The organism is Thalassovita autumnalis (genome assembly GCF_001458255.1).
Classification (GTDB): domain Bacteria; phylum Pseudomonadota; class Alphaproteobacteria; order Rhodobacterales; family Rhodobacteraceae; genus Thalassobius; species Thalassobius autumnalis.
This window is the reverse complement of the sequence record NZ_CYSB01000025.1, coordinates 232,024-253,517: the sequence shown is the minus strand read 5'-3', so window position 1 is coordinate 253,517 and position 21,494 is coordinate 232,024. Positions and strand designations below refer to the sequence as shown.

Here is a 21,494-nt window from a genome sequence, read left to right as displayed (position 1 = left end):
GCGTTTTTTGTTCATCCGGCTTCGGCTTTCTTTTCCCATCGGCCCGATTCCTCAGACCAATATTGAGCCGCGCAGCCCGCGCCGGTCAGCGCTTTCCACTGGGTGCGCGCGTGTTGCACCGCCTGTTCGTCGAGCCCGTCAAACAGGATACAGACCCGATCCAGCGCCTGCACCTCCTCAGCCGAAACATTCGCGCCGCCGACGGACATCAGGCAGGATGCATCGTTGTCGGCAGCCGTCACCGACGGCCCCAGCAAAACCGGTTGCAGCGCATCCTGCGCGCCACCTGCAACGCCATGCGGCAGGAAGCTGTCATCAGCCCCCTGCCACAGTTTCAGATCCAGATGATGCATCAGCCCCTCATCCGGCCCGCGCACCACCACACGCCACCCCGCCTGCAGGGATTTCTCCAGCAGCATCGGCAGGGTTTGGTCCAGCGGCGCCCGGGTCAGATGATAGAAATATGCAGCACCCATAAAGGTTTAACCCTCAAACTTGTCAGAAACCAAACGGTTCAGCGCCAGAACGCCCCAACCGGTGGACCCCTTCGGCGCATAACGGGTTTCGCCCTTTACGCTGGCCACGCCTGCGATATCCAGATGGATCCAAGGGGTGCCTTCTTTGATGAAGCGTTGCAGGAACTGCGCCGCGGTGATGGAACCGCCTGGACGCCCGCCGATGTTCTTCATATCGGCGATCGGCGATTTCAGCAGATCGTCATAGGCCTGCCCCAGCGGCATCCGCCAGGCGCCCTCACCCTCGGCCTCAGCCGCTTTCAGGAAGCCTTTGCACAGGTCATCATCGTTCGAGAAGACGCCAGCGTTTTCATGGCCAAGGCCAATGATGATCGCGCCGGTCAGCGTCGCCAGATCGATCACACCGGCAGGATTGAACCGCTCCTGCGCGTACCACAGTACATCTGCCAGCACGAGGCGCCCTTCGGCGTCGGTGTTGATCACCTCTATGGTGTCACCCTTCATGGAAGTCACCACGTCGCCGGGACGGGTTGCATTGCCCGAGGGCATGTTTTCCACCAAGCCAACAAGGCCCACGACATTGGCTTTGGCCTTGCGCAGGGCCAGCGATTTCATCGCGCCCGCCACTACACCGGCACCGCCCATGTCCATGGTCATTTCTTCCATGCCGCCAGCCGGCTTCAGGCTGATCCCGCCAGTATCAAAGACAACGCCTTTGCCGACCAGCGCCAGCGGGGCCGCGTCTTTTTCACCACCGTTCCACTGCATCACCACCACTTTGGATGGGCTGTCACTGCCCTGCCCGACACACAGCAGGCTGCCCATGCCCAGTTCTGCCAGTTTGTCCTCTTCCAGAACCTCAACCTCCAGCCCGATGGCTTTCAGCGCATCCAGGCGGTTGGCGAATTCGGTGGTTGTCAGCACGTTGGCCGGTTCCGAGGTCAGGTCGCGGGTGAAGAACACGCCGTCCGCAATCGCCAGCAGCGGGGCTGCAGCTTCGCTGGCCTCTTCGTGTTTGGTGCACATGATGCGGGCCGGTTTTCCCGGTTCGCTGTCGGCGGTTTTGTGATCGGTGAAGCTGTATTCACGCAGCGCGATGCCCAGACCGATCTCTTCCACATGGCGGGTGTTTCCGGCGGCCAGCAGCAGATCCGCGCCACTTTTGGCACGTGCCAGGCTGGTGCCAGCTTTGCGCGCCTCCTCAACCGAGGGGCGGCGCGACAGTTTTACGACGTCTACCGCTTCGGCGGCCAGCCCAACAGGGAAGGCTAGTGTGATCACATCACCGGCTTTGGCCTTGGCGAAACGATCAGCCTCCGCCAGACGCGCCAGGGCGCCACGGGTCAGTTTATTGATGCGGCGGCCCGCCGGATCCAGCTTGCCTTCGCCGTCCACAATCACCGCCACGCGGCCTTCGGCGGTGGCGATCGGGTCCAGTTCTGTGGCTTCAAATGTCACGGAAATCGGTGCAGTCATGGTCTTGCTCCCTCAAGGTGTTTTCAAACATCTAGCGCCGACCCGCCGACAATGCCAGATAGCAGTTTTCCCCCGCCGCAAGTTGCAGTAGTGTCCGGCACAAGAACAAGACTGCCTTGGGGGGCCAATTGTCGAGATTCGACAGATATATGCTGTCGCAGCTTATGGTGCTGTTCGGCTTCTTTGCGCTGGTGCTGGTGTCGATCTATTGGATCAATCAGGCGGTGCGGCTGTTTGATCGGCTGATCGGCGACGGGCAGTCGGCCTTTGTCTTCCTTGAATTTACCGCGCTGACCCTGCCGAATGTGATCCGTCTGGTGCTGCCAATGGCGGTTTTTGCAGGCTCCGTCTATGTCACCAACCGCCTCAGCAACGAATCCGAACTGGTGGTGATGCAGGCCACCGGGTTCAGCCCGTGGCGGCTGGCAAGGCCCGTGGTCTACTACGGGCTGATAATCGGCGTTTTGATGTCTGTGCTGACCCATATGCTGGTGCCGATCAGTCTGGATCAAATGAAACAGCGGGAAAATGAAATCTCTCGCAACATCACAGCCCGGCTGCTGACCGAGGGCACCTTCCTGCATCCGGCAGACGGCATCACCTTCTATATCCGCGAAATAACTCAGGATGGGGCGTTGAACGATGTGTTCCTGTCGGACCGGCGCGATCCAGAGCGGGCGCTGAGCTACACCGCCAATCAGGCCTTTCTGATTCAGGATCAGGGTGTGGTGAAACTGGTGATGGTCGACGGTCTGGCGCAGAGCTACATGGCATCTGACAAACGGTTGTTCACCACCACCTTTGACGATTTCGCATATGATATCAGCGCCTTGCTTGGCAGCCCCAAGAGTGGCCGGCGGGACACCCAGCACCGTCCGACATGGGAGTTGATCGGCCAGATCGATAAGGTTGCCGAAGAAACCCGCAAAAGCCGCGCTTTCGTGGTGGAGCAGCTGCATTTCCGGGTCAATCAGGCCTTCCTCTGCCTCGCGGCGGCGTTGATCGGGTTTTCCACCCTGCTGCTGGGGCAGTTTTCCCGCTTTGGCGTCTGGCGCCAGATCGTCGGCGCGCTGGTGCTGCTGGTGATCGTGAAACTGGTCGAGGGTCTGGCCACCGACGCGGTGCGGGCAAATGCCGAGATGTGGCCGCTGGTCTATGCACCCTCCATCGTGGGTCTTGCGATGTCAGCCGTGATGCTGCAGATCGCCGCCCGTCCACGCGGCCGCCGCCGCAGGGCGCAGCCGACGGGCGCGGAGGTGAGCGGATGAGGCTGGATCTGTATTTTGCGCGGAAATTCGCCACCATCTTTGCCGGCATACTAGGCGTGTTTTTCCTGTTGATGCTGTTGATTGATCTGGTCGAACAGATCAGCCGGTTTTCGGCTCGCGGCATTCCCCTGGGCAAGATTTTTGAGCTGACCCTGCTCAACACGCCAAAGGCGCTCTACGACATTCTGCCTCTAGTGATGATCCTGACCACCATCAGCCTGTTCCTGGGACTTGCCCGCTCGTCCGAACTGGTGGTGACCCGTGCCGCTGGCCGCTCCGCCATGCGCAGCCTGCTGTCACCGCTGCTGGTGGCTGCCATGATCGGTGTCATCGCCGTGGCCGTCTTCAACCCAATCGTCGCCACCACCTCAAAACGCTATGAGGCGCTTTATGAAAGCTATCGCAGCGGCACCTCGCAGGTGTTTTCGATCAGCGCCGAAGGCCTGTGGCTGCGTCAGGGCGGCGAAGGTGGTCAAACCGTGATCCGGGCGTCCCGCGCCAATACCTCTGGCACCATCTTTTATGATGTCACCTTCCTGAACTACCGCTCCGAACAGGGCCCCAGCAGCCGGATTGAGGCCGAAAGCGCCGAACTGGCCCGTGGCGAGTGGCGGCTGACAAATGCGAAGATCTGGCCGCTGGTCGCCACCGACAACCCCGAAGCCGCCGCCGAAGAACGGGCGGAGATGCGCATCGCCTCCAACCTGACCCAGGAACGGATCCGTGACAGTTTTGGCGTGCCCAGCACAATCTCAATCTGGGACCTGCCCGCCTACATTGATCAGCTAGGCGAGGCTGGGTTTTCCGCCCGTCGACATGCGGTTTGGCTGCAGCGCGAACTGGCCCGGCCGCTGTTTCTGGTGGCGATGGTGATGATCGCCTCTGCCTTTACCATGCGCCACAGCCGTTTTGGCCGCACTGGTCTGGCGGTGCTGACCTCGATCATGTTGGGATTTGGCCTTTACTACATCCGCAACTTCGCGCAAATCCTTGGTGAAAATGGACAAATTTCGATTTACATTGCCGCGTGGACACCCCCGGTGGCCGCAGTGATGTTGGCGCTTGGACTGCTATTGCATATGGAAGACGGATGACAAAACGCCAGCTGAAATCCCTTGTGGCCGCTGCGATGATCGGCCTGCCACTTGCCGCGATGCCTGCAGGCGTGGCGCTGGCGCAATCTGCGGCGCTGACGCCTGCAGAAACCACGCAGAACGCCGTTCTGGTGGCCGACAGCCTGCGCGTTGAGGGGCGCAACCTGCTGATCGCTGCCGGCAATGTTGAGGTGTTTCATGACGGCCAGCGTTTGCGGGCCAGTAAGGTCACCTATGACCGCAAAGAGGACAAGCTGACCATTGAGGGGCCAATCACCCTTGATGATGGCAAGGACGTGCAGATCCTTGCCGGGTCTGCGCAGCTGGATTCAAAGTTCGAAAACGGCATGATGCTGGGCGCCCGTATGATCATCGATCAGCGGGTCCAGCTGGCCGCCAACCAGCTGAGCCGCGTCGGTGGGCGTTATTCGCAGCTCTACAAGGTGGCCGCGACCTCCTGCCGGGTATGTGAAACCGGCCGCCCGCCGCTGTGGCAAATCCGGGCGCAGAAAACGACCCATGACACCGCAGAACGTCAGCTCTATTTTGACAACGCCCAGCTGCGGGTGCTGGACGTGCCGATCCTCTGGCTGCCGCGTCTGCGTCTGCCGGATCCCACGCTGGATCGCGCCTCGGGCTTTCTGATCCCGTCGCTGAAACAAAGCAGCCAGTTGGGTCTGGGCATCCGGATCCCATACTTCATCCGCATGGGGGATCACCGCGATTTGACCCTGACACCCTATGTGTCACCCCAAACCCGCACGTTGGAACTGCGCTACCGTCAGGCCTTCCGCAATGGGCGGATCACGGTGGAGGGCGCGGTGTCTGACGACTCGCTAGAAGCGGCCAACCGTGGCTACCTCTTCGGCGAAGGGCAATTTGATCTGGCGCGGGACTTCAAGCTGGATCTGCAGGTGCAGGCGGTTACTGATAACGCCTATCTGCTGGATTATGACTACTCCACCCGGGACCGGCTTGCCTCTGAGGTGGCGATCAGCCGGGTGCGCCGGGATGAGTATATGCGCGGCGCGCTCACCACCTATCAGACCCTGCGTGAAGACGAAGACAATTCGCAGCTGCCGACCATCGTGACCAATGGCTATTGGGAAAAACGCTATCAGCCGCTGCGGTTTGGCGGTGAGCTGACGACAAGTGCGGCCGTCGGCACCCTGTTCCGCTACTCTGATGAGGATATTCTGGGTCGCGATGTCCGTCGCGCCAATATTGCCGCAAATTGGCGTCGTGACTGGATCCTGGCCTACGGTCTGCGGATGGAATACGCGCTGGGGGTTGCCGTCGATGGCTTCTCGGTCGCGCAGGACAGCAGCAGCTCTGACACGATGACTCAGGTCACCCCCAGCACGCAGGTCACCCTGCGCTGGCCGCTGATGAAGCAAAACGCCAATGGCGTCCGCCACCTGCTGGAGCCGATGGCGATGGTTGGCTGGGTTGGTGGCAGCAACGATGGCATCCCCAACGAGGAAAGCACCCGGAGTGAGCTGGACGACGGCAACCTCCTGTCGCTGTCACGCTTCACCGGCGAAGACCGTCGTGAACGCGGCGCACAGGCCGCGCTTGGCCTGCGCTGGACCCGTCAAAGTGACCGGCTGTGGTCCTCGCTGACCCTCGGTCAGATCTACCGCGATGAAGCCCAAACCGAGTTTTCGCAAACCTCGGGCCTCAGCGGGCGCTACTCTGACCTGCTGGTTGCGGGACATCTGAAATTGGACAGCGGCTTCGCCTTCTCGGCCCGTACGCTTTTGGACAACGGTCTGGAGGTCGACAAGGCGGAGGCCCGCGCCGATTGGTCCAACGCTTATTCGGCGGTCTCAGCCTCCTACGTCTGGCTGGGCAAGGACCCGGTGGAAGATCGCACCCAAACCATATCGGAATGGGCCATTGATGGCCGCTACCGCTTTGCCCAGCATTGGACCGGGTCCACCGAATGGCGCTACGATGTGGCGGGTGATAGCCTGGCCGAAGCGAAATTGGGGCTGAATTACCGTAATGAATGTGTGAACGCGCAGCTTTCCCTCTCGCGCCGCTTCACCACATCCACTAACGTCGACGCATCGACATCGGTAGATTTCACCGTGAACCTGACCGGGTTTACCACAGGCAAAACAGATAACAGCTATACGCGCAGTTGCAGGAACTAAAACGATGATGAAAACCAACATGCGACGGATTTTCCTTGCCGCAGCCACCGCAGGCGCCCTGCTGAGCGGTGCCGCCCCCAGCATGGCACAGGGCCTTTTTGCGCCGGTCATCAAAGTGGACGATCAGGTCATCACCCGGTTTGAGCTGGAACAGCGCATTGCCTTTCTGACACTAATCAATACCCCCGGTAATCTGGAAAAGCTGGCCCGCGAACAGCTGATTGATGATCGCCTGAAAGAAGTGGCCGCGCGCAGCATTGGCGTTCAGGTCAGCGATGATGCCATTGCCGGCGGCGTGGCGGAATTTGCCGCCCGTGGCAACCTGAAACCGGAACAATTCCTGGAACTGGCCGCGCAGGAAGGTGTTGAAAAGGAAACCATCTTCGCCTTCGTCCGCTCAGGCCTGATGTGGCGTCAGGTTGTCGGCGCACGCTTTGCCCCGCGCGTGTCTGTCAGCGAAAACGACATTGACCGCGCCATGGATGCGCTGGGCAACCGGGCCTCTGTTCGTGTGCTGCTGTCAGAGGTGGTGATCCCGCTGCGTGAGGGTTACGAAGAACAGATCGCTGAGATCGCCGAGCAGGTGGCGCAGATCGACAATTACGCAGATTTCGCCCAAGCGGCAGAGCGGTTGTCGGCCGCCCGCACCCGCGAAAACGGTGGCAAGCTGGGCTGGTTGCCGATCAACCAATTGCCAGAGCCGCTGCGCCCGGTCCTGCTGAGCCTTGCACCGGCGGAAACCACCTCGGTCATTCCGATGCAGGGCGCGCTGGCGGTGTTCCAGATGCGCGGCATTGCAGAAAACGCCTATCGCGCGCCTGAGATTGCGGCGGTGGAATATGCCGCACTTTACCTGCCCGGTGGCCGCAGCGCCGAAACCCTGGCCGAAGCCGCCCGGATCGAATCCGAGGTTGACACCTGTGATGACCTCTATGGTGAAAACTACGGTCTGGCGCCGGAACGGCTGGACCGCCAAAGCCTCGCCCCCAAAGACCTGCCGCGCGACATCGCGGTAGAGCTGGGCAAATTGGACGCGGGCGAAGTCTCCACCAATCTGACACGCGCCAACGGACAAGAGCTGATCTTCCTGATGATGTGCGGCCGTACCCCGGCACTGGCCGAAGACACCTCACGCGAAGATGTCTCGCGTCAGCTGCGCAACCAACAGCTCGAAAGCTTCGCCAACGCCTATCTGGATGAACTGCGCACGGATGCGCGGATCCAAGAGTGATGACGGCACCAATTGCGCTGACCTGCGGCGAACCTGCGGGCATCGGGCCGGAACTGGCAGTTTCGGCCTGGAATGCCCTTCGCGATGAACTGCCGTTTTTCCTGATCGGCGATCCTACGCATCTGCCAGATGGCGCCAGTGTTGTCGAAATCGCATCCCCTGTGGAGGCCGCTGGCGCCATGGCGCAGGGCCTGCCGGTTCTGCGGCATGATTTCGCCCAAGCCGCCGTTCCCGGCCAACCCGATGCCACCAACGCGCAAGGGGTCATTGATGTGATCGCCCGCGGCGTGGATCTGGTGCAATCCGGCGATGCCTCCGCCCTCTGCACCCTGCCGATCCACAAGAAAGCGTTGCAGGATGGCGCGGGCTTTGCCTATCCCGGCCACACCGAGTATCTGGCTGCGCTGGCCGATGTGGATCAGGTGGTGATGATGCTGGCCTGTGACGCGCTGAAGGTGGTGCCCACCACCATCCACATCGCGCTGTCAGAGGTGCCGAACCAACTGACGCCCGCGCTGCTGCGCAAAACCATAGAAATCACCGATGCCGCCCTGCGCCGTGACTACGGCATTGCAGATCCGGTGATTGCCATTGCAGGCCTCAACCCTCATGCCGGTGAAGGTGGTGCGATGGGCCGGGAAGAGCTGGATTGGATCAACGCGCTGATCGCTGAGATGCAAGGCGAAGGCTTTGCGCTCAAGGGCCCGATGTCAGCCGACACCATGTTTCACGCGCGGGCCCGTCAGGGCTATGACGCGGCAGTCTGCATGTATCACGATCAGGCGCTGATCCCGATCAAGACCATCGGTTTTGATGAGGGCGTCAATGTCACCCTTGGCCTGCCCTTCATCCGCACCTCACCGGATCACGGCACAGCCTTTGACATTGCCGGCCAAGGTGTTGCAAATGCCAGCTCAACAATTGAGGCGCTGCGCCAGGCGGCCATAATGGCCAAGGCTCGCGCCCAAACCCCGAAGGAGCCCGCATGAGCGGCATCGACTCTCTGCCCCCGTTGCGACAGGTCATCGACACCCACGGGATCGCGGCCAAAAAATCGCTGGGCCAGAACTTCCTGTTGGATCTGAACCTGACCTCCAAGATTGCCCGCCTTGCCGGTGACCTCAGCGAATGTGACGTGTTGGAGGTGGGCCCCGGCCCCGGTGGTCTGACCCGCGGCTTGCTGGCCGAGGGCGCGCGCAAGGTTCTGGCGATTGAGAAAGACAGCCGCTGTATGGCAGCGCTTGCCGAAATCTCGGACGCCTATCCGGGGCAGCTGCAGGTGATCAACGGCGACGCGCTGGAGGTCAACCCGCTTGAACATCTGACGCCGCCGATCCGGGTGGCTGCAAACCTGCCCTATAACGTCGGCACCGAACTGCTGGTGCGTTGGCTGACGCCGACAGACTGGCCACCCTTCTGGTCCTCCCTGACGCTGATGTTCCAGCGTGAGGTTGCTGAGCGGATCGTGGCCCAACCCGGCAGTAAAGCCTACGGCCGGTTGGCCATTCTGGCGCAATGGCGCACCGATGCCCGCATCGTGCTGGGCCTGCCGCCCGAGGCCTTCAACCCGCCGCCCAAGGTGCATTCGGCTGTGGTTAACCTGACCGCCCTGCCCGAACCGCGCTTTGAGGCTGATGCAAAGAAGCTTGAAATGGTGGTGGCCAAAGCGTTTAACCAACGCCGCAAAATGCTGCGCGCCGCGCTGAAGGGACTGGCCCCTGATCTGGAGGATCGCCTGATCGCCTCAGGCATCAAACCAACGGACCGCGCCGAAACCGTAGGCCTGGAACAATTCTGTGCGCTTGCCCGCAATTTGTCGGCAGGCTGATTAACCTCGCTTGGCGAAAACGATACCCAAACAAAAAAGGCCCCGCACATCAGCGGGGCCTTTTTTGTCATGTCTGACGTTGATTATTCAGCCGCTTCCGGGGCGTCGGGCGCATCGGGTTGCGCTGGGGCCTCAGCGGCCGGGGCTGCCTCAGCCTCGGGCTGCGCCTCGGCTTTGGGCTTGCGCGGGCGGCGCGGTTTTGCGGTGCGCTTGGGCTTTTCGGTTTTGTTTTCAGGCGTTTCCACCAGGCCACTTTCCTCCGAACCTTCGGTCGGGGTGGCGACGGGGGCGTCCAGCAAATCGGGCTGATCACCGGTACCGGCGGCGCTTGGTGGTGTAGCTGCTTCGCGTTCCTGACGGGCGGCGCGTTCACGATCCCGCTCGGCCTGACGTTCGCGGTTTTGCTGTTCCTGCTGTTCGCGGCGCGCGTCCTGCTCTTTTTGAGCCTGACTCAGCATGCGCAGATAATGTTCTGCATGCTGTTGAAAGTTCTCGGTCGCAACACGATCGTTGGCCAGCTGCGCATCGCGGGCCAGCTGATTGTATTTGTCGATGATCTGCTGCGGGGTGCCACGCACCTTGCCCTCAGGCCCCGAACTGTCGAACACGCGGTTTACAATATTGCCTACGGAGCGATTGTTGTTGCGGTTCGATTTGGACCGCGAACGGGATTTCGAAGATCTCATATTACTGCTGTCCAGCCTTCAAATCTCATCCATGTCGGACCCGCTTCACGCCTCTTGCGCTCTTGTTCCTACCGGGATCACGACATTTGTGGCTTGGCGTTGAGCGGGAGCGTCAGAGCATCCGGCGCCTCAACACCACCTGAGTAGCCGCCAACCCCGCCTGTGACAAGAGGAAAGCGCGAAAAATCACCCCGATAGGCGATTTTTTGGCGCAGCAAGCGCGCTTGGGCTGCCAATTGCCCCAATTACCCCGCAAACACGGCCGAAACCACGCGGTCACGCCCATCCATATCTGGAAGGACGCGAATATTTGCCAGCCCCGCATCGGCAAAGATCGATGCCACATCCGGCCCCTGCCGCCAGCCGATTTCCACCAGGATACGCCCCCCGGGTTTCAAATGGGTTAACGCCCCCTGCGCCAGCACACGGTAGGGTGACAGCCCGTCACCGCCGGGCGTTAGCGCCAGATGCGGGTCATGATTATGAACCTCAGGGCTCAACTCCGCCATTTCCGCCTCAGAAATATAGGGCGGGTTTGAGGTGATCAGATCAAACACCCCCTCCACGCGGGCAAACCAGTCTGACGGCAGAAAGGTGATCCGATCCGTGAGGTCCAGCGCCGCTGCGTTTTGTGCCGCGACAGCCAGCGCGGCGTTGCTGATGTCACAGGCAACCGCAGTGGCCTCAGGCCATTCTGCCAGCAATGTCAGCGGGATACAGCCCGTACCGGCACCTAAATCCAGAATGCGATCAGGCGTCGGCCCTGCCAATGCCTCGGCAATCAGGCTTTCGGTTTCAGGCCGGGGATCCAGCACATCTTCGGTCACCACGAACGACCGCCCCCAGAACAGCCTTGTGCCAATAATCTTGGAAACGGGCCGGCGACGCAAGCGCTCGGCAAGGGCCGCGGCAAAGCGTGCCTGATCCTCCGCGTTGACCTCATCCGGCCCCATCAGCACCAGCCGGTCGCGCGGCACTGACAGAACATGCGCCAGAAGCGCGCGCGCATCACTGCCATCAATACCCGCTGCCCGCAGATCCGCGCCCGCCTGCAACAGCAGCGCCTGCACCGTGATCATGCGTCCATCTCAGCCAGAAGGGCCGCCTGATGATCCGCCGTCAGCGCATCGATCACCTCATCCAGATCGCCCTGCATCACCTGATCCAGCTTATAAAGCGTCAGGTTGATCCGGTGATCGGTCATTCGTCCTTGCGGGAAGTTATAGGTGCGGATCCGTTCAGACCGATCGCCCGAGCCCACCTGCGATTTCCGATCCGCCGAGCGTTCGCTGTCAATCCGCTGCCGCTCCATATCGTAAAGCCGGGTCTTCAGAACCTGCATCGCGATTTCGCGGTTGCGGTGCTGCGATTTTTCCGAGCTGGTGACCACAATGCCGCTGGGCAGGTGGGTAATCCGCACTGCTGAATCCGTGGTGTTCACGTGCTGTCCACCCGCACCCGAGGAACGCATGGTGTCAATGCGGATGTCATTGGCATCAATGTGGATGTCGACATCTTCAGCCTCCGGCAGCACGGCCACAGTGGCGGCAGAGGTATGGATGCGCCCGCCACTTTCGGTTTCCGGCACACGCTGAACCCGGTGCACGCCGCTTTCGTATTTCAGCCGGGCAAAGACGCCCTCACCCTTCACATGGGCTGTGACCTCCTTGATGCCGCCCAGCTCGGTCTCATTCAGCTCAATCACCTTGAACGTCCAGCCGCGCGCCTCGGCGTAGCGCTGATACATCCGCAGCAAATCACCGGCAAACAATGCTGCCTCATCACCGCCCGTACCGGGGCGGATCTCGATCATCGCGGGCCGTGCATCCGCTGCATCCTTGGGCAAGAGCGCCAGCTGCAGTGCGGCCTCGGCCTCTGGCAGGGCAGCTTTCAGCGCAGGCAGTTCCTCCTCGGCCAGATCCTTCATTTCCGGATCTTCCAGCATCAACTCGGCCTCTTCGAGGTCTGAAAGCAGCTGTTTGTAGGCGGTGATCTGTTCAACCACCGGACGCAGTTCCGCATATTCGCGCCCAAGGGCGGCGATGTCGCCACCCCCTTCGGCCATCTGCGCCTCAATATAGCCAAAACGGCTGGTGATCTGCTCTAGTCGGTCCAGTGAAATCATGGGGGACGGTGTTTCTTATTCTGCCGATTTGGTCAAGAGCGCAGCCTGTGCTACCCTGACCGCATGAGATGTTTATTGCCTAAACTTGCAGTGGCGGCTCTGAGCCTGGTTCCCCTGCCCGTCCTCGCCGATGTCAGCAGCGGCGGCAAAACGATTGAGTGTTACTGCACGGATCGCAGCGGCGCGCGGGTGGAACTGGGAGAAACCATTTGCATGCAGGTGGATGGCCGCATGTTTATGGCGCAATGCCAGATGTCGCTGAACGTGCCGATGTGGCGCGAGCTGAGCGCGGGCTGCTTTACCTCAGAGCTACCGCAAAGCCGCAAGCCATTGCGCAACACGGCGGCCGTTGACGCCAAAATCTGACCGACCAAACCGCAGGCGCGCGTAGATCGCGCTGCCCGTCTCGCGGGCCTCAACCGTTGTGTAATCGGGAAACCCCCAAAGCGCGGTGCGGGTGACATAGGTCACCCTGCCCTCCTCCACGGATCCGGCCAGCAGTTTGGTGCGCGGCCAGTCCCGTGCCACTGCATCCAGATCCGCCAGGCTTGCCCCGGTCAGGCGCAGCACACCATTGGGCCAGTCGCGGTCGGCTTGCCCTTCGACCGGGCGGTGCCAACGGGTTGGGTCACTGGGGGCAAAGCGGATGTAGCCCATCGCAACCAGCAGGATCAGTATCAGCCACTTCATCAAACGCCCCTCAGAACGGTGTTTCAAATGCGCGCCGCGACCCATGTTTCGCGGCGCGTTGATCAGGGACTTAGCCCTTGCGCCGCGTCCAGCCCCAAAGGCTGATCAGTTCCAACGCCACATGGGCACCGGCAACGGCCGTGGCCCCGGTGGTGTCAAAGGGGGGTGAGACCTCAACCACATCGCCGCCCACCAGATTGATGCCTGCCAGATCCCGCAGCAGGATCGCCGCCTGACCCGAGCTGAGGCCACCCCAGACCGGCGTGCCGGTGCCGGGGGCAAAGGCCGGGTCAAGGCCGTCAATGTCAAAGGTCAGGTAGCTTGGGTGATCGCCAACGATCTCTTTCACCTGCGCCGCCGCAGCAGCTGCGCCCTGTTCATGGACCGCCCGCGCATCAATCACGTTAAACCCAAGCGAGTCCTCAACCGTTGTGCGGATACCGATCTGGACCGAGCGTTTGGGATCAATGATGCCCAGCTTCACCGCCTTGTACATGAAGGTGCCGTGATCGATCCGGTCATAGTCATCATCCGGCCAGAGGTCGGAATGGGCATCAACCTGAATGACGCTCAAAGGCCCGTATTTTTCGGCGTAGGCCTTCAGGATCGGCAGGGTGATGAAGTGGTCACCGCCCAGGGTGATGGTGCCAACATCGGCCTTCAGGATGGTTCGGATATGCTCCTCCAACACGCCGGGGAATTCGGCGATTTTGGCGTAGTCATAAGCCACATCACCATAATCCACGATGCTCAGCTCACTCAGAGCGTCATAGCCATCCCAGCCGTAGGCAGGATCCGGCGATTGCAGGGCGCTGGCTTCACGAATGGCACGCGGGCCAAAACGGGTGCCGGGACGGTTGGTCACCGCATGGTCAAAGGGCACCCCTGTGACGGCCAGATCCACGCCGGTCAGATCCTTGGTGTATTTGCGGCGCAGGAAGGACGGCGCGCCACCAAAGGTATTTTCATAGGTCAAGCCACGCAGATCTTCGCGGGTAAACGCCTCATCTACTTGGTGTTTTGCATCTTCCAGCGCCATTGTGGCTGCCTCCCTCTATGAGATGGATCTAAATTTGATCAAATTCTATCAAGACCCCCGCCAAGGTCAATGCGGGATCAGCACACGTCGTGCTGACCCCAGGACTTGATCAACAGATCAAACCGGCTGCGCCGTTTCCACCAACTTGGCAAAGAAGGACGCCCCGATCGGGCTGATCTCATCGTTGAAGTCATATTTGGTGTTATGCACCGCAGCCCCTTCACCTGCGCCAAGGAACAGGTAAGCACCCGGCCGCGCCTCCAGCATGTAGGAAAAATCCTCCGCCCCCATTTCGCGGCTGATGTCATCCTGCACATTTTCGCCGCCCACAACCTCACGCGCGACATCCGCAGCAAAGGCAGTCTTGGCGGCATCATTGATGGTGGCGGGATACCAGACCTCATAGTCCAGCTTGGCCTCAACCCCGTAGGCCGGGCCCATGCCGTCACAGATTTCCTGCATCCGCTGCATCACCAGTTTCTGCACCTCCTTGTCAAAGGTGCGCACGGTGCCGTTGATATAGGCGGTTTCCGGGATGACGTTTTCCGCCGAACCGGTGTGGATCTGCGTGACCGAGATCACCAGATCGTTCAGCGCATAGTGGTTGCGGCTGGAAATGGTCTGAATGGCCTGCACGATGCCCACGGCCGCCACAACCGGATCCTTGCTAACATGCGGCTGCGCGCCATGCCCGCCAACACCGGTGATATTGATGTGGAAGGTATCCACCGCCGCCATGATCGGGCCCGGGGTGGTCTGCATCATGCCAAAGGGCACGCCGGGTGCGTTGTGGATGCCATAGACCTGATCGATGCCAAACCGGTCCATCACGCCCTCGTCGACCATGACACCACCGCCGCCGCCATCTTCCTCGGCAGGCTGAAAGATCAACGCAACAGTGCCAGAGAAGTTTTTGGTTTCATTGAGGTATTTCGCGGCACCCAGCAGCATTGCGGTATGACCGTCATGACCGCAGGCGTGCATCTTGCCCTCCACCTTGGAGGCATAGGGCAGCCCGGTTTCTTCGGGCATCGGCAGCGCGTCCATGTCTGCACGCAGCCCAATGACCGGGCCGTTTTCGCTATCACCCTGCCCGCGGATCAGCGCCACAACCCCGGTTTTGGCGATGCCTGTGTGAATCTCGGTGATGCCAAACTCGCGCAACTTCCCCTCAACGAAAGCGGCGGTTTCAAAACAGTCAAAGCCCAGTTCAGGGTTTTCATGAAGGTGGCGACGCCAGGCGGTCATATCCTCGGCGAAACCGGCGATGCGGTTGATGACGGGCATGTCAGGTGCTCCTAGATGTAGTCTCTTGGCGTTGGTCTAGCGCGGATCGGTGGCGATGCAAATGGAGGCATTCGTTCTTCTGCCGCAAGCACCCTTCTGCGGCTTCCCTCTCTGGCGCGCTTTGCCTAATCTGCCGGCAACACCCCGCTGAAGGAGAGCCAGATGACAAGCCCCCGCAACGACGCCCTGATCCATGATCCAAACGGTGGAATGGACCGTCTCTTGGAAATCATGCGGGCCCTGCGCGATCCTGAAACCGGCTGCCCCTGGGACATTGAGCAGAACTTTGCCACCATTGCGCCCTACACGATTGAGGAAGCCTATGAGGTGGCCGATGCGATTGAACGGCAGGAATGGGGTGAGTTGAAAGGCGAGCTGGGCGATCTGCTGTTCCAATCCGTCTTTCATGCCCAGATGGCCGAAGAAGCAGGCCTGTTCACCTTTGATGAGGTGGCCGACACCATGTCCGACAAGATGGTGGCCCGCCATCCACATGTCTTTGGTGACGAAAACCGCGATAAATCGGCCGAACAGCAGACCAAGGATTGGGAAACCATCAAAGCCGCGGAACGCGCAGGCAAAGCCCAGCAAGGCACATTGGATGGAGTCGCAGTGGGCCTGCCCGCTCTGCTGCGCGCGGTGAAGCTGCAAAAACGCGCCGCGCGAGTTGGGTTTGACTGGCCCGATGCCAGAAACGTTCTGGACAAGATCGTTGAAGAAGCCGGCGAACTGGTTGAAGCCCGCGACACGCTGACCCAGGCCGAAGTCGAAGAAGAGTTTGGGGATCTGCTGTTTGTCATGGCCAATCTGGCCCGCCATTTTGAGGTGGAGCCCGAGGCTGCGCTGCGCGCCGCAAACACCAAATTTATTCGCCGTTTCGAAGGGGTTGAGGCCCGATTGGCCGCAATGGGTAAACAGCCGCAGGACAGCACCTTAGAGGAGATGGACGCCCTTTGGGATGCAGTGAAACTGGATGAAAAAGCCGCCAAACTGAATTCCTGACACATTAATTCAGGTATTGACCTGACTGAATTGCTCAGATTTAAGGGGGCCAGCTTAGAACTCCCCATGAGGATCGATCATGTTCAAACACATCAAACGCGCAACGCTCGCCACTCTGAGCCTTGCAATTGCCAGCCCAGCCGTCGCTGCCGAGGTTGTGAATGTTTATTCCTACCGTGAGCCCGAGCTGATCAAGCCGCTGACCGATGCGTTTACCAAAGAGACCGGCATCAAGGTTAACGTGGCCTACCTGAAAAAGGGTATGGTTGAACGCCTGCAGGCTGAGGGTGCACGCTCCCCTGCGGATCTGGTTCTGACCGTCGACATTTCGCGTCTGGCCGCTGTTGTAAACGCCGGCGTAACCCAGCCCGTCAGCTCTGACGCGCTGGAGGCCAATGTGCCTGCCGCATATCATGATCCTGAAAACCACTGGTGGGGCCTGACCACCCGTGCCCGTATCGTCTATGCCTCAAAGGAGCGCGTTGCCGAAGGTGATGTCACCACCTACGAAGATCTGGCCGATCCGAAATGGAAGGGCCGCATCTGCACCCGTTCCGGCACCAACGCGTATAACGTGGCGCTGACCGCAGCGGTAATTCACCACCTGGGTGAAGAAGGTGCGAAAACCTGGCTGGAAGGCGTCAAAGCCAACCTGGCCCGCAAACCGCAAGGCAACGACCGCGCTCAGGTCAAGGCGATCTGGTCCGGCGAATGCGACATCGCGATTGGCAACACCTACTACATGGGCAAAATGCTGAAAGACCCGGAACAGCAAGCCTGGGCCGAAAGCGTGAACATCGTCTTCCCGACCTTTGAAAACGCCGGCACCCATGTGAACATCTCGGGCGTGGCGATGACCAAATCTGCCCCGAACAAAGAAAACGCACTGAAGATGATGGAATTCCTGACCTCGCCGGTTGCTCAGGAGATCTACGCCGAAGCCAACTTCGAATACCCGATCGCACCGGGCACCGAAGCCGACGGCCTGGTCAAAAGCTGGGGCAGCTTCACCGCGGATGAGGTTAACCTGATGGATCTGGCCAAACTGCGCGGCACCGCCTTGAAACTGATTGAAACCGTCGATTTCGACAACTGATCGCGACCTCGATCAAAGCGTGATTTCTGCAGGCCCTTCGGGGCCCGTTTTGCTTGGCGCAGGATACGTCTTGGATGCTTGCGCCCGGCAGGGGGATCGCCTTAGATAGGTTCCTGATTGAGCAGCTATTTTTCCAAACAGGTGACGTTATGGATCGCCCTTCCAAAGCCCTGGTGCAGGCCCGCCGTCGCGCCGAAGATATTCGCAAGCTGGCCCTCGCACACCTACTGACACCTCAGGCAGGCTACCGCCCGCGCGCGATGGTGATCGAGCTAGGCGAACTGGCTGAGGAGCACCCGGAACTGGACAAGGAACCTGCATTTTTGCAGGCACGCATCCTGTCGACCCTGGCCCGCGGCGGCCGCGCTCGTCAGGCACAGAAACCCCTATTTCGCCTCTTTCGCGCCGGGATCGAGGCCGGGCAGCCAGAAACCTATCAACAGTTTGAACAGGTTTTGAAATACGCCTGCCCTGACCCCGACCAGCTGGAGGGGCTGTTTTTCCACCGTTCCTTTCAAGACATGGATCATGATGAGATTTGGTCCGCTGTCGGGGACGGCATTGCAAAACTACAGACGCTGGGGTTTCAGGCCTTCCTCAATTCCGGAACGCTCCTAGGGGTGGTGCGGGACGGCAAGTTGATCCCACATGACGACGATGTGGATCTTGCCTTGGTGTTTGAGGCGGATAGCCAGGAAGAGGCTGCCGAGACCTGGCACAAGATCACGGTACAGCTGGCCGATCAGGGTCTGCTCAGCCCAAAGCCACCGCGCAATCCGGCGATGCGCAAGCTGACCACCGAAGGCCCCTGTAACATTGACCTGTTTCCGGCTTGGGTCCAAGCCGGGCAGTTGTACGTCTACCCCTATTGTTGTGGTGATCTTGCAGCCGATCACGTGTTGCCAACTGAGGTTTGCCCGATCACAGACCTGCCCATTCCGCGCAACGCACCCGATGTTCTGGCCCAGAACTACGGCGACGGCTGGGCGGTCCCCGACCCCAGCTATGCTTTCCCTTGGGCCCAGGCCAACCGCCGCTTCAAAGTATTCCGCGACCGGTTGGAGCAGGTGACCGTACGCTAAAAAATGGCGCGGAGTTTCGCCGAATTTCATCCACTGCCGTAACTCTCCTGTCTGGACATCCGGGCGCAATAAGGTCACTCTCCGCGCTCCATCAAGGAGGCGGATATGGACAAGCGCAAAATCATCATCGACACGGATCCCGGACAGGACGACGCTGTTGCCATTCTTCTGGCGCTGGGCAGCCCCGAGGAGATCGAGGTGCTTGGCATCACCGCTGTGGCCGGCAACGTGCCGCTTTCGTTGACCGAAAGCAACGCGCGCCGCGTCTGCGAACTGGCCGGTCGCCCGGATGTGAAGGTTTTTGCCGGCTGCGATCGCCCGATGGGCCGCCCGCTGGTCACCGCGGAACATGTGCACGGCGAAACTGGCCTGAACGGCCCCGTACTGCCCGATCCCACAATGCCGCTGCAGGAACAGCACGGTGTTGATTTCATCATCGACACGCTGCGCGCTGAGGCATCCGGCACAGTAACGCTCTGCCCGCTGGGGCCGCTGACCAACATCGCCACCGCCTTTGAAAAAGCGCCCGACATTGTTGAAAAGGTGCAAGAAATCGTTCTGATGGGTGGCGCTTACTTTGAGGTGGGCAACATCACCCCAGCCGCCGAGTTCAACATCTACGTCGACCCGCAAGCTGCTGATATCGTGTTCAAATCAGGTGCCCCGATTGTGGTCATGCCGCTGGACGTCACCCATAAGGCGCTGGTCACCCCGGCGCGCAATGACGCCTTCCGCAACATCGGCAACCGGGTGGGTATTGCCGTGGCTGAAATGACCGATTTCTTTGAACGGTTTGACAAGGAAAAATACGGTTCCGACGGGGCGCCACTGCATGACCCTTGTGTGACCGCCTATCTGATCAAGCCCGAACTGTTCAAAGGCCGCCACATCAATGTGGAGATTGAAACCCAGTCTGAGCTGACCATGGGCATGACCGTGGCAGACTGGTGGGGCGTGACCGACCGGCCGGCCAATGCGACCTTCATGGGGGATGTGGACTCTGACGGGTTCTTTGCCCTGATCGCTGAGCGGATCGCCCGGCTGTGACCGCGCTGCGCCTCGCCCGGCCGGATGATCTGGAAAAGCTGTTGCCTCTGGTGGCGGCGTTCCACGATCACATGGGCATCACCGTCAGTCAGGATCATCGCATCGCGGCCCTGATGCCGCTGCTGGAGGGCAGCCCGCTGGGCGTCGCCTATCTGATCGGCCCGCGTATGGCGCCGATCGGCTATGTGGTGATCAGCTTTGGCTGGTCGATTGAGTTCGGCGGTCTTGATGGCACCGTGGATGAGATTTTCCTGCGCGAATCCGTGCGTGGCCGTGGCATTGGCCATGAGGTGCTGAGCGAACTGCCCAAGGCGCTGGCAAGCGCTGGCCTGAAGGCGCTGCACCTCGAAGCGCGTGCTGACGATGAGGCGGCGCAGCGGTTTTACAAACGGCTGCATTTCACCCGGCGGGACGGCTATGTGCTGATGACCCGCGAAAGCTGAGCGAATGGGATTGCCTTTGCTGTGTGGGGCGTTAGCTTGCCCCACATGACCCTGCACATCCCTTTTGACAACAGCTACGGCACCCTGCCGGATCGCTTTTTCACCCGCCAATCCGCAACCCCGGTCAGCGCGCCCACACTCTTGGCCTTCAATCATGAACTGGCGGCTCAGTTGGGGATCACTGCCGGGACTGATGCGGAACTGGCGCAGGTGTTTTCCGGCAATCAGGTGCCAGATGGCGCAGATCCGCTGGCGCAGGTCTATGCCGGGCATCAATTTGGCGGGTTTTCCCCACAGCTGGGCGATGGCCGTGCCCTTTTGCTGGGCGAAGTGCTGGACGCAAACGGAGGGCGCCGTGACATTCAGCTGAAGGGGTCTGGCCGCACCCCCTATTCGCGCAATGGCGACGGGCGGGCCTGGCTGGGGCCGGTGTTGCGGGAATACCTGCTGAGTGAGGCGTTTCATGCCCTTGGCATCCCAACCACCCGTGCCTTGGCGGCTGTGGCCACCGGGGATCGCATTCAGCGCGAAACCGGCCTGCCGGGCGCGATCCTGACCCGTGTGGCCAGCAGCCATATCCGGGTGGGCACCTTTCAGTATTTCTATGCACGCGGCGACTACGACGGTTTGCGCGCGCTCTATGGCTACACCGTCGCGCGCCACTATCCGGCGGCGGACAGCCCCTTGGCGCTGCTCAAGGCAGTGATCGAACGGCAGGTAAATCTGGTGGTGAAATGGATGTCCGTCGGTTTCATCCATGGGGTGATGAACACCGACAATACTGCGCTGTCAGGTGAGACGATCGATTTCGGCCCCGCCGCATTTATGGATACATATCATCCAGTTACCGTCTATAGCTCCATCGATCATCAGGGGCGATATTCTTACGACAATCAGGCCAATATCATCGGCTGGAACATGGCGCAGTTTGCCTCATCCCTGGTGCCGCTGGTTGAAAACAGCGATAGCGCGGTGAAGGAGTTTACAGAGGCGGTGAACGCCATGCCGGCGATGATCCGCGATACCTGGCGCCGAGCCTTTACTGCCAAGATCGGCATTTCCAACCCGCGTGAGGGTGATGAGGTTTTGGTCAGTGAACTGCTGGTCCTAATGGCGAACCAAAGGGCGGATTTCACCAATACATTCAGATCCCTATCCGGCGAAGCTGCACGGGATCAGTTTACCGACCCTACAACCTTTGACGCTTGGGAAGCCACTTGGCGGGCTCGAATTACCGAGGAAGACGCGCCGGAAGCGCTGATGCAATCGGTGAACCCCGCCATCATCCCACGCAATCACCGGGTGGAGCAGATGATTCAAGCCGCGATTTCCGGCGACATGGCGCCGTTTGAGCGGTTAATGCAGGTTCTGGCGCGTCCCTATGAGGATCAGCCGGAGGCGATTGATCTGACCTATCCGCCGCAGCCGGATGAGGTGGTCCAGGCCACTTTCTGCGGCACCTGAA

21 protein-coding genes are annotated in these 21,494 nt (G+C 60.5%); 13 read left to right on the top strand and 8 right to left on the bottom strand.

Annotated elements, in window-relative coordinates; genetic code table 11:
* Positions 1-11 precede the first annotated feature (11 nt).
* Both TL5118_RS07235 and TL5118_RS07230 read right to left on the bottom strand, forming a co-directional pair.
* On the bottom strand, positions 12-476 hold the full coding sequence (locus TL5118_RS07235; RefSeq protein ID WP_058241983.1) for a DNA polymerase III subunit chi: 465 nt from the start codon (positions 474-476) through the stop codon (positions 12-14).
* 6 nt (positions 477-482) lie between these two features.
* Entirely contained in the window at positions 483-1,952 is a 1,470-nt protein-coding gene (locus TL5118_RS07230) for a leucyl aminopeptidase (RefSeq protein WP_058241982.1), read from the bottom strand.
* Positions 1,953-2,080: 128 nt separating this feature from the next.
* Here TL5118_RS07230 and lptF point away from each other — a divergent pair, with 128 nt between their 5' ends.
* The 6 genes from lptF to rsmA are packed head-to-tail and all read left to right on the top strand — an operon-like array spanning position 2,081 to position 9,532.
* Complete coding sequence (gene lptF / locus TL5118_RS07225; protein ID WP_242601751.1) at positions 2,081-3,220, top strand: LPS export ABC transporter permease LptF; 1,140 nt, start codon at positions 2,081-2,083, stop codon at positions 3,218-3,220.
* On the top strand, positions 3,217-4,314 hold the full coding sequence (gene lptG / locus TL5118_RS07220) for an LPS export ABC transporter permease LptG (RefSeq protein ID WP_058241980.1): 1,098 nt from the start codon (positions 3,217-3,219) through the stop codon (positions 4,312-4,314). The genes lptF and lptG overlap by 4 nt, the downstream gene beginning before the upstream one ends.
* Positions 4,311-6,473 (top strand): LPS-assembly protein LptD, encoded by a 2,163-nt coding sequence (locus TL5118_RS07215; protein ID WP_082626131.1) that lies wholly within the window; start codon positions 4,311-4,313, stop codon positions 6,471-6,473. Before lptG ends, TL5118_RS07215 begins: the two co-directional genes overlap by 4 nt.
* Positions 6,474-6,477: 4 nt before the next feature.
* A complete protein-coding gene (locus TL5118_RS07210) occupies positions 6,478-7,704 on the top strand; it encodes a peptidylprolyl isomerase (RefSeq protein WP_242601750.1) in 1,227 nt (408 codons plus the stop codon).
* The gene (gene pdxA / locus TL5118_RS07205; protein ID WP_058241979.1) at positions 7,704-8,693 is read left to right on the top strand and encodes a 4-hydroxythreonine-4-phosphate dehydrogenase PdxA; all 990 of its coding nucleotides are present in this window, start codon (positions 7,704-7,706) and stop codon (positions 8,691-8,693) included. Before TL5118_RS07210 ends, pdxA begins: the two co-directional genes overlap by 1 nt.
* On the top strand, positions 8,690-9,532 hold the full coding sequence (rsmA, locus tag TL5118_RS07200; RefSeq protein ID WP_058241978.1) for a 16S rRNA (adenine(1518)-N(6)/adenine(1519)-N(6))-dimethyltransferase RsmA: 843 nt from the start codon (positions 8,690-8,692) through the stop codon (positions 9,530-9,532). Before pdxA ends, rsmA begins: the two co-directional genes overlap by 4 nt.
* Before the next feature lie 83 nt (positions 9,533-9,615).
* Here the strand turns inward: rsmA and TL5118_RS07195 are convergent, their stop codons facing one another.
* The 3 genes from TL5118_RS07195 to prfA all read right to left on the bottom strand — a co-directional run bounded on the left by TL5118_RS07195 (position 9,616) and on the right by prfA (position 12,343).
* Positions 9,616-10,218, bottom strand: coding sequence for a DUF4167 domain-containing protein (locus TL5118_RS07195; RefSeq protein WP_058241977.1), 603 nt, complete (start codon positions 10,216-10,218; stop codon positions 9,616-9,618).
* Positions 10,219-10,463: 245 nt separating this feature from the next.
* Positions 10,464-11,297, bottom strand: coding sequence for a peptide chain release factor N(5)-glutamine methyltransferase (gene prmC / locus TL5118_RS07190; RefSeq protein ID WP_058241976.1), 834 nt, complete (start codon positions 11,295-11,297; stop codon positions 10,464-10,466).
* Positions 11,294-12,343, bottom strand: a complete 1,050-nt coding sequence (prfA, locus tag TL5118_RS07185) for a peptide chain release factor 1 (RefSeq protein WP_058241975.1) — start codon at positions 12,341-12,343, stop codon at positions 11,294-11,296. The genes prmC and prfA overlap by 4 nt, the downstream gene beginning before the upstream one ends.
* A 63-nt stretch (positions 12,344-12,406) precedes the next feature.
* On the opposite strand from prfA, the gene TL5118_RS20885 reads away from it, so the two are divergent.
* Positions 12,407-12,709 carry a hypothetical protein gene (locus tag TL5118_RS20885; protein ID WP_082626130.1) on the top strand — a complete coding sequence of 101 codons (303 nt, stop codon included), beginning with the start codon at positions 12,407-12,409 and terminating at the stop codon, positions 12,707-12,709.
* Here the strand turns inward: TL5118_RS20885 and TL5118_RS07180 are convergent.
* The 3 genes from TL5118_RS07180 to TL5118_RS07170 all read right to left on the bottom strand — a co-directional run bounded on the left by TL5118_RS07180 (position 12,653) and on the right by TL5118_RS07170 (position 15,359).
* Positions 12,653-13,033, bottom strand: a complete 381-nt coding sequence (locus TL5118_RS07180) for a DUF1499 domain-containing protein (protein WP_242601749.1) — start codon at positions 13,031-13,033, stop codon at positions 12,653-12,655. The genes TL5118_RS20885 and TL5118_RS07180 overlap by 57 nt on opposite strands.
* A 70-nt stretch (positions 13,034-13,103) precedes the next feature.
* The gene (speB, locus tag TL5118_RS07175) at positions 13,104-14,072 is read right to left on the bottom strand and encodes an agmatinase (protein ID WP_058241973.1); all 969 of its coding nucleotides are present in this window, start codon (positions 14,070-14,072) and stop codon (positions 13,104-13,106) included.
* Positions 14,073-14,189: 117 nt separating this feature from the next.
* Complete coding sequence (locus tag TL5118_RS07170) at positions 14,190-15,359, bottom strand: M20 aminoacylase family protein (protein WP_058241972.1); 1,170 nt, start codon at positions 15,357-15,359, stop codon at positions 14,190-14,192.
* Positions 15,360-15,521: 162 nt separating this feature from the next.
* Here TL5118_RS07170 and mazG point away from each other — a divergent pair, with 162 nt between their 5' ends.
* From mazG to TL5118_RS07140, 6 genes are all read left to right on the top strand, one after another.
* The gene (mazG, locus tag TL5118_RS07165) at positions 15,522-16,361 is read left to right on the top strand and encodes a nucleoside triphosphate pyrophosphohydrolase (protein ID WP_058241971.1); all 840 of its coding nucleotides are present in this window, start codon (positions 15,522-15,524) and stop codon (positions 16,359-16,361) included.
* Positions 16,362-16,440: 79 nt separating this feature from the next.
* The gene (locus TL5118_RS07160) at positions 16,441-17,457 is read left to right on the top strand and encodes a Fe(3+) ABC transporter substrate-binding protein (protein ID WP_179945269.1); all 1,017 of its coding nucleotides are present in this window, start codon (positions 16,441-16,443) and stop codon (positions 17,455-17,457) included.
* A gap of 149 nt (positions 17,458-17,606) precedes the next feature.
* The gene (locus TL5118_RS07155; RefSeq protein ID WP_058241970.1) at positions 17,607-18,539 is read left to right on the top strand and encodes a LicD family protein; all 933 of its coding nucleotides are present in this window, start codon (positions 17,607-17,609) and stop codon (positions 18,537-18,539) included.
* Between the two features lie 105 nt (positions 18,540-18,644).
* Positions 18,645-19,586: a nucleoside hydrolase gene (locus TL5118_RS07150; RefSeq protein ID WP_058241969.1), complete on the top strand. Its 942-nt coding sequence runs from the start codon at positions 18,645-18,647 to the stop codon at positions 19,584-19,586.
* Positions 19,583-20,029 (top strand): GNAT family N-acetyltransferase, encoded by a 447-nt coding sequence (locus TL5118_RS07145; protein WP_058241968.1) that lies wholly within the window; start codon positions 19,583-19,585, stop codon positions 20,027-20,029. Before TL5118_RS07150 ends, TL5118_RS07145 begins: the two co-directional genes overlap by 4 nt.
* Before the next feature lie 45 nt (positions 20,030-20,074).
* Positions 20,075-21,493 carry a protein adenylyltransferase SelO gene (locus TL5118_RS07140; protein ID WP_058241967.1) on the top strand — a complete coding sequence of 473 codons (1,419 nt, stop codon included), beginning with the start codon at positions 20,075-20,077 and terminating at the stop codon, positions 21,491-21,493.
* The last annotated feature ends 1 nt before the right edge of the window (position 21,494 follow it).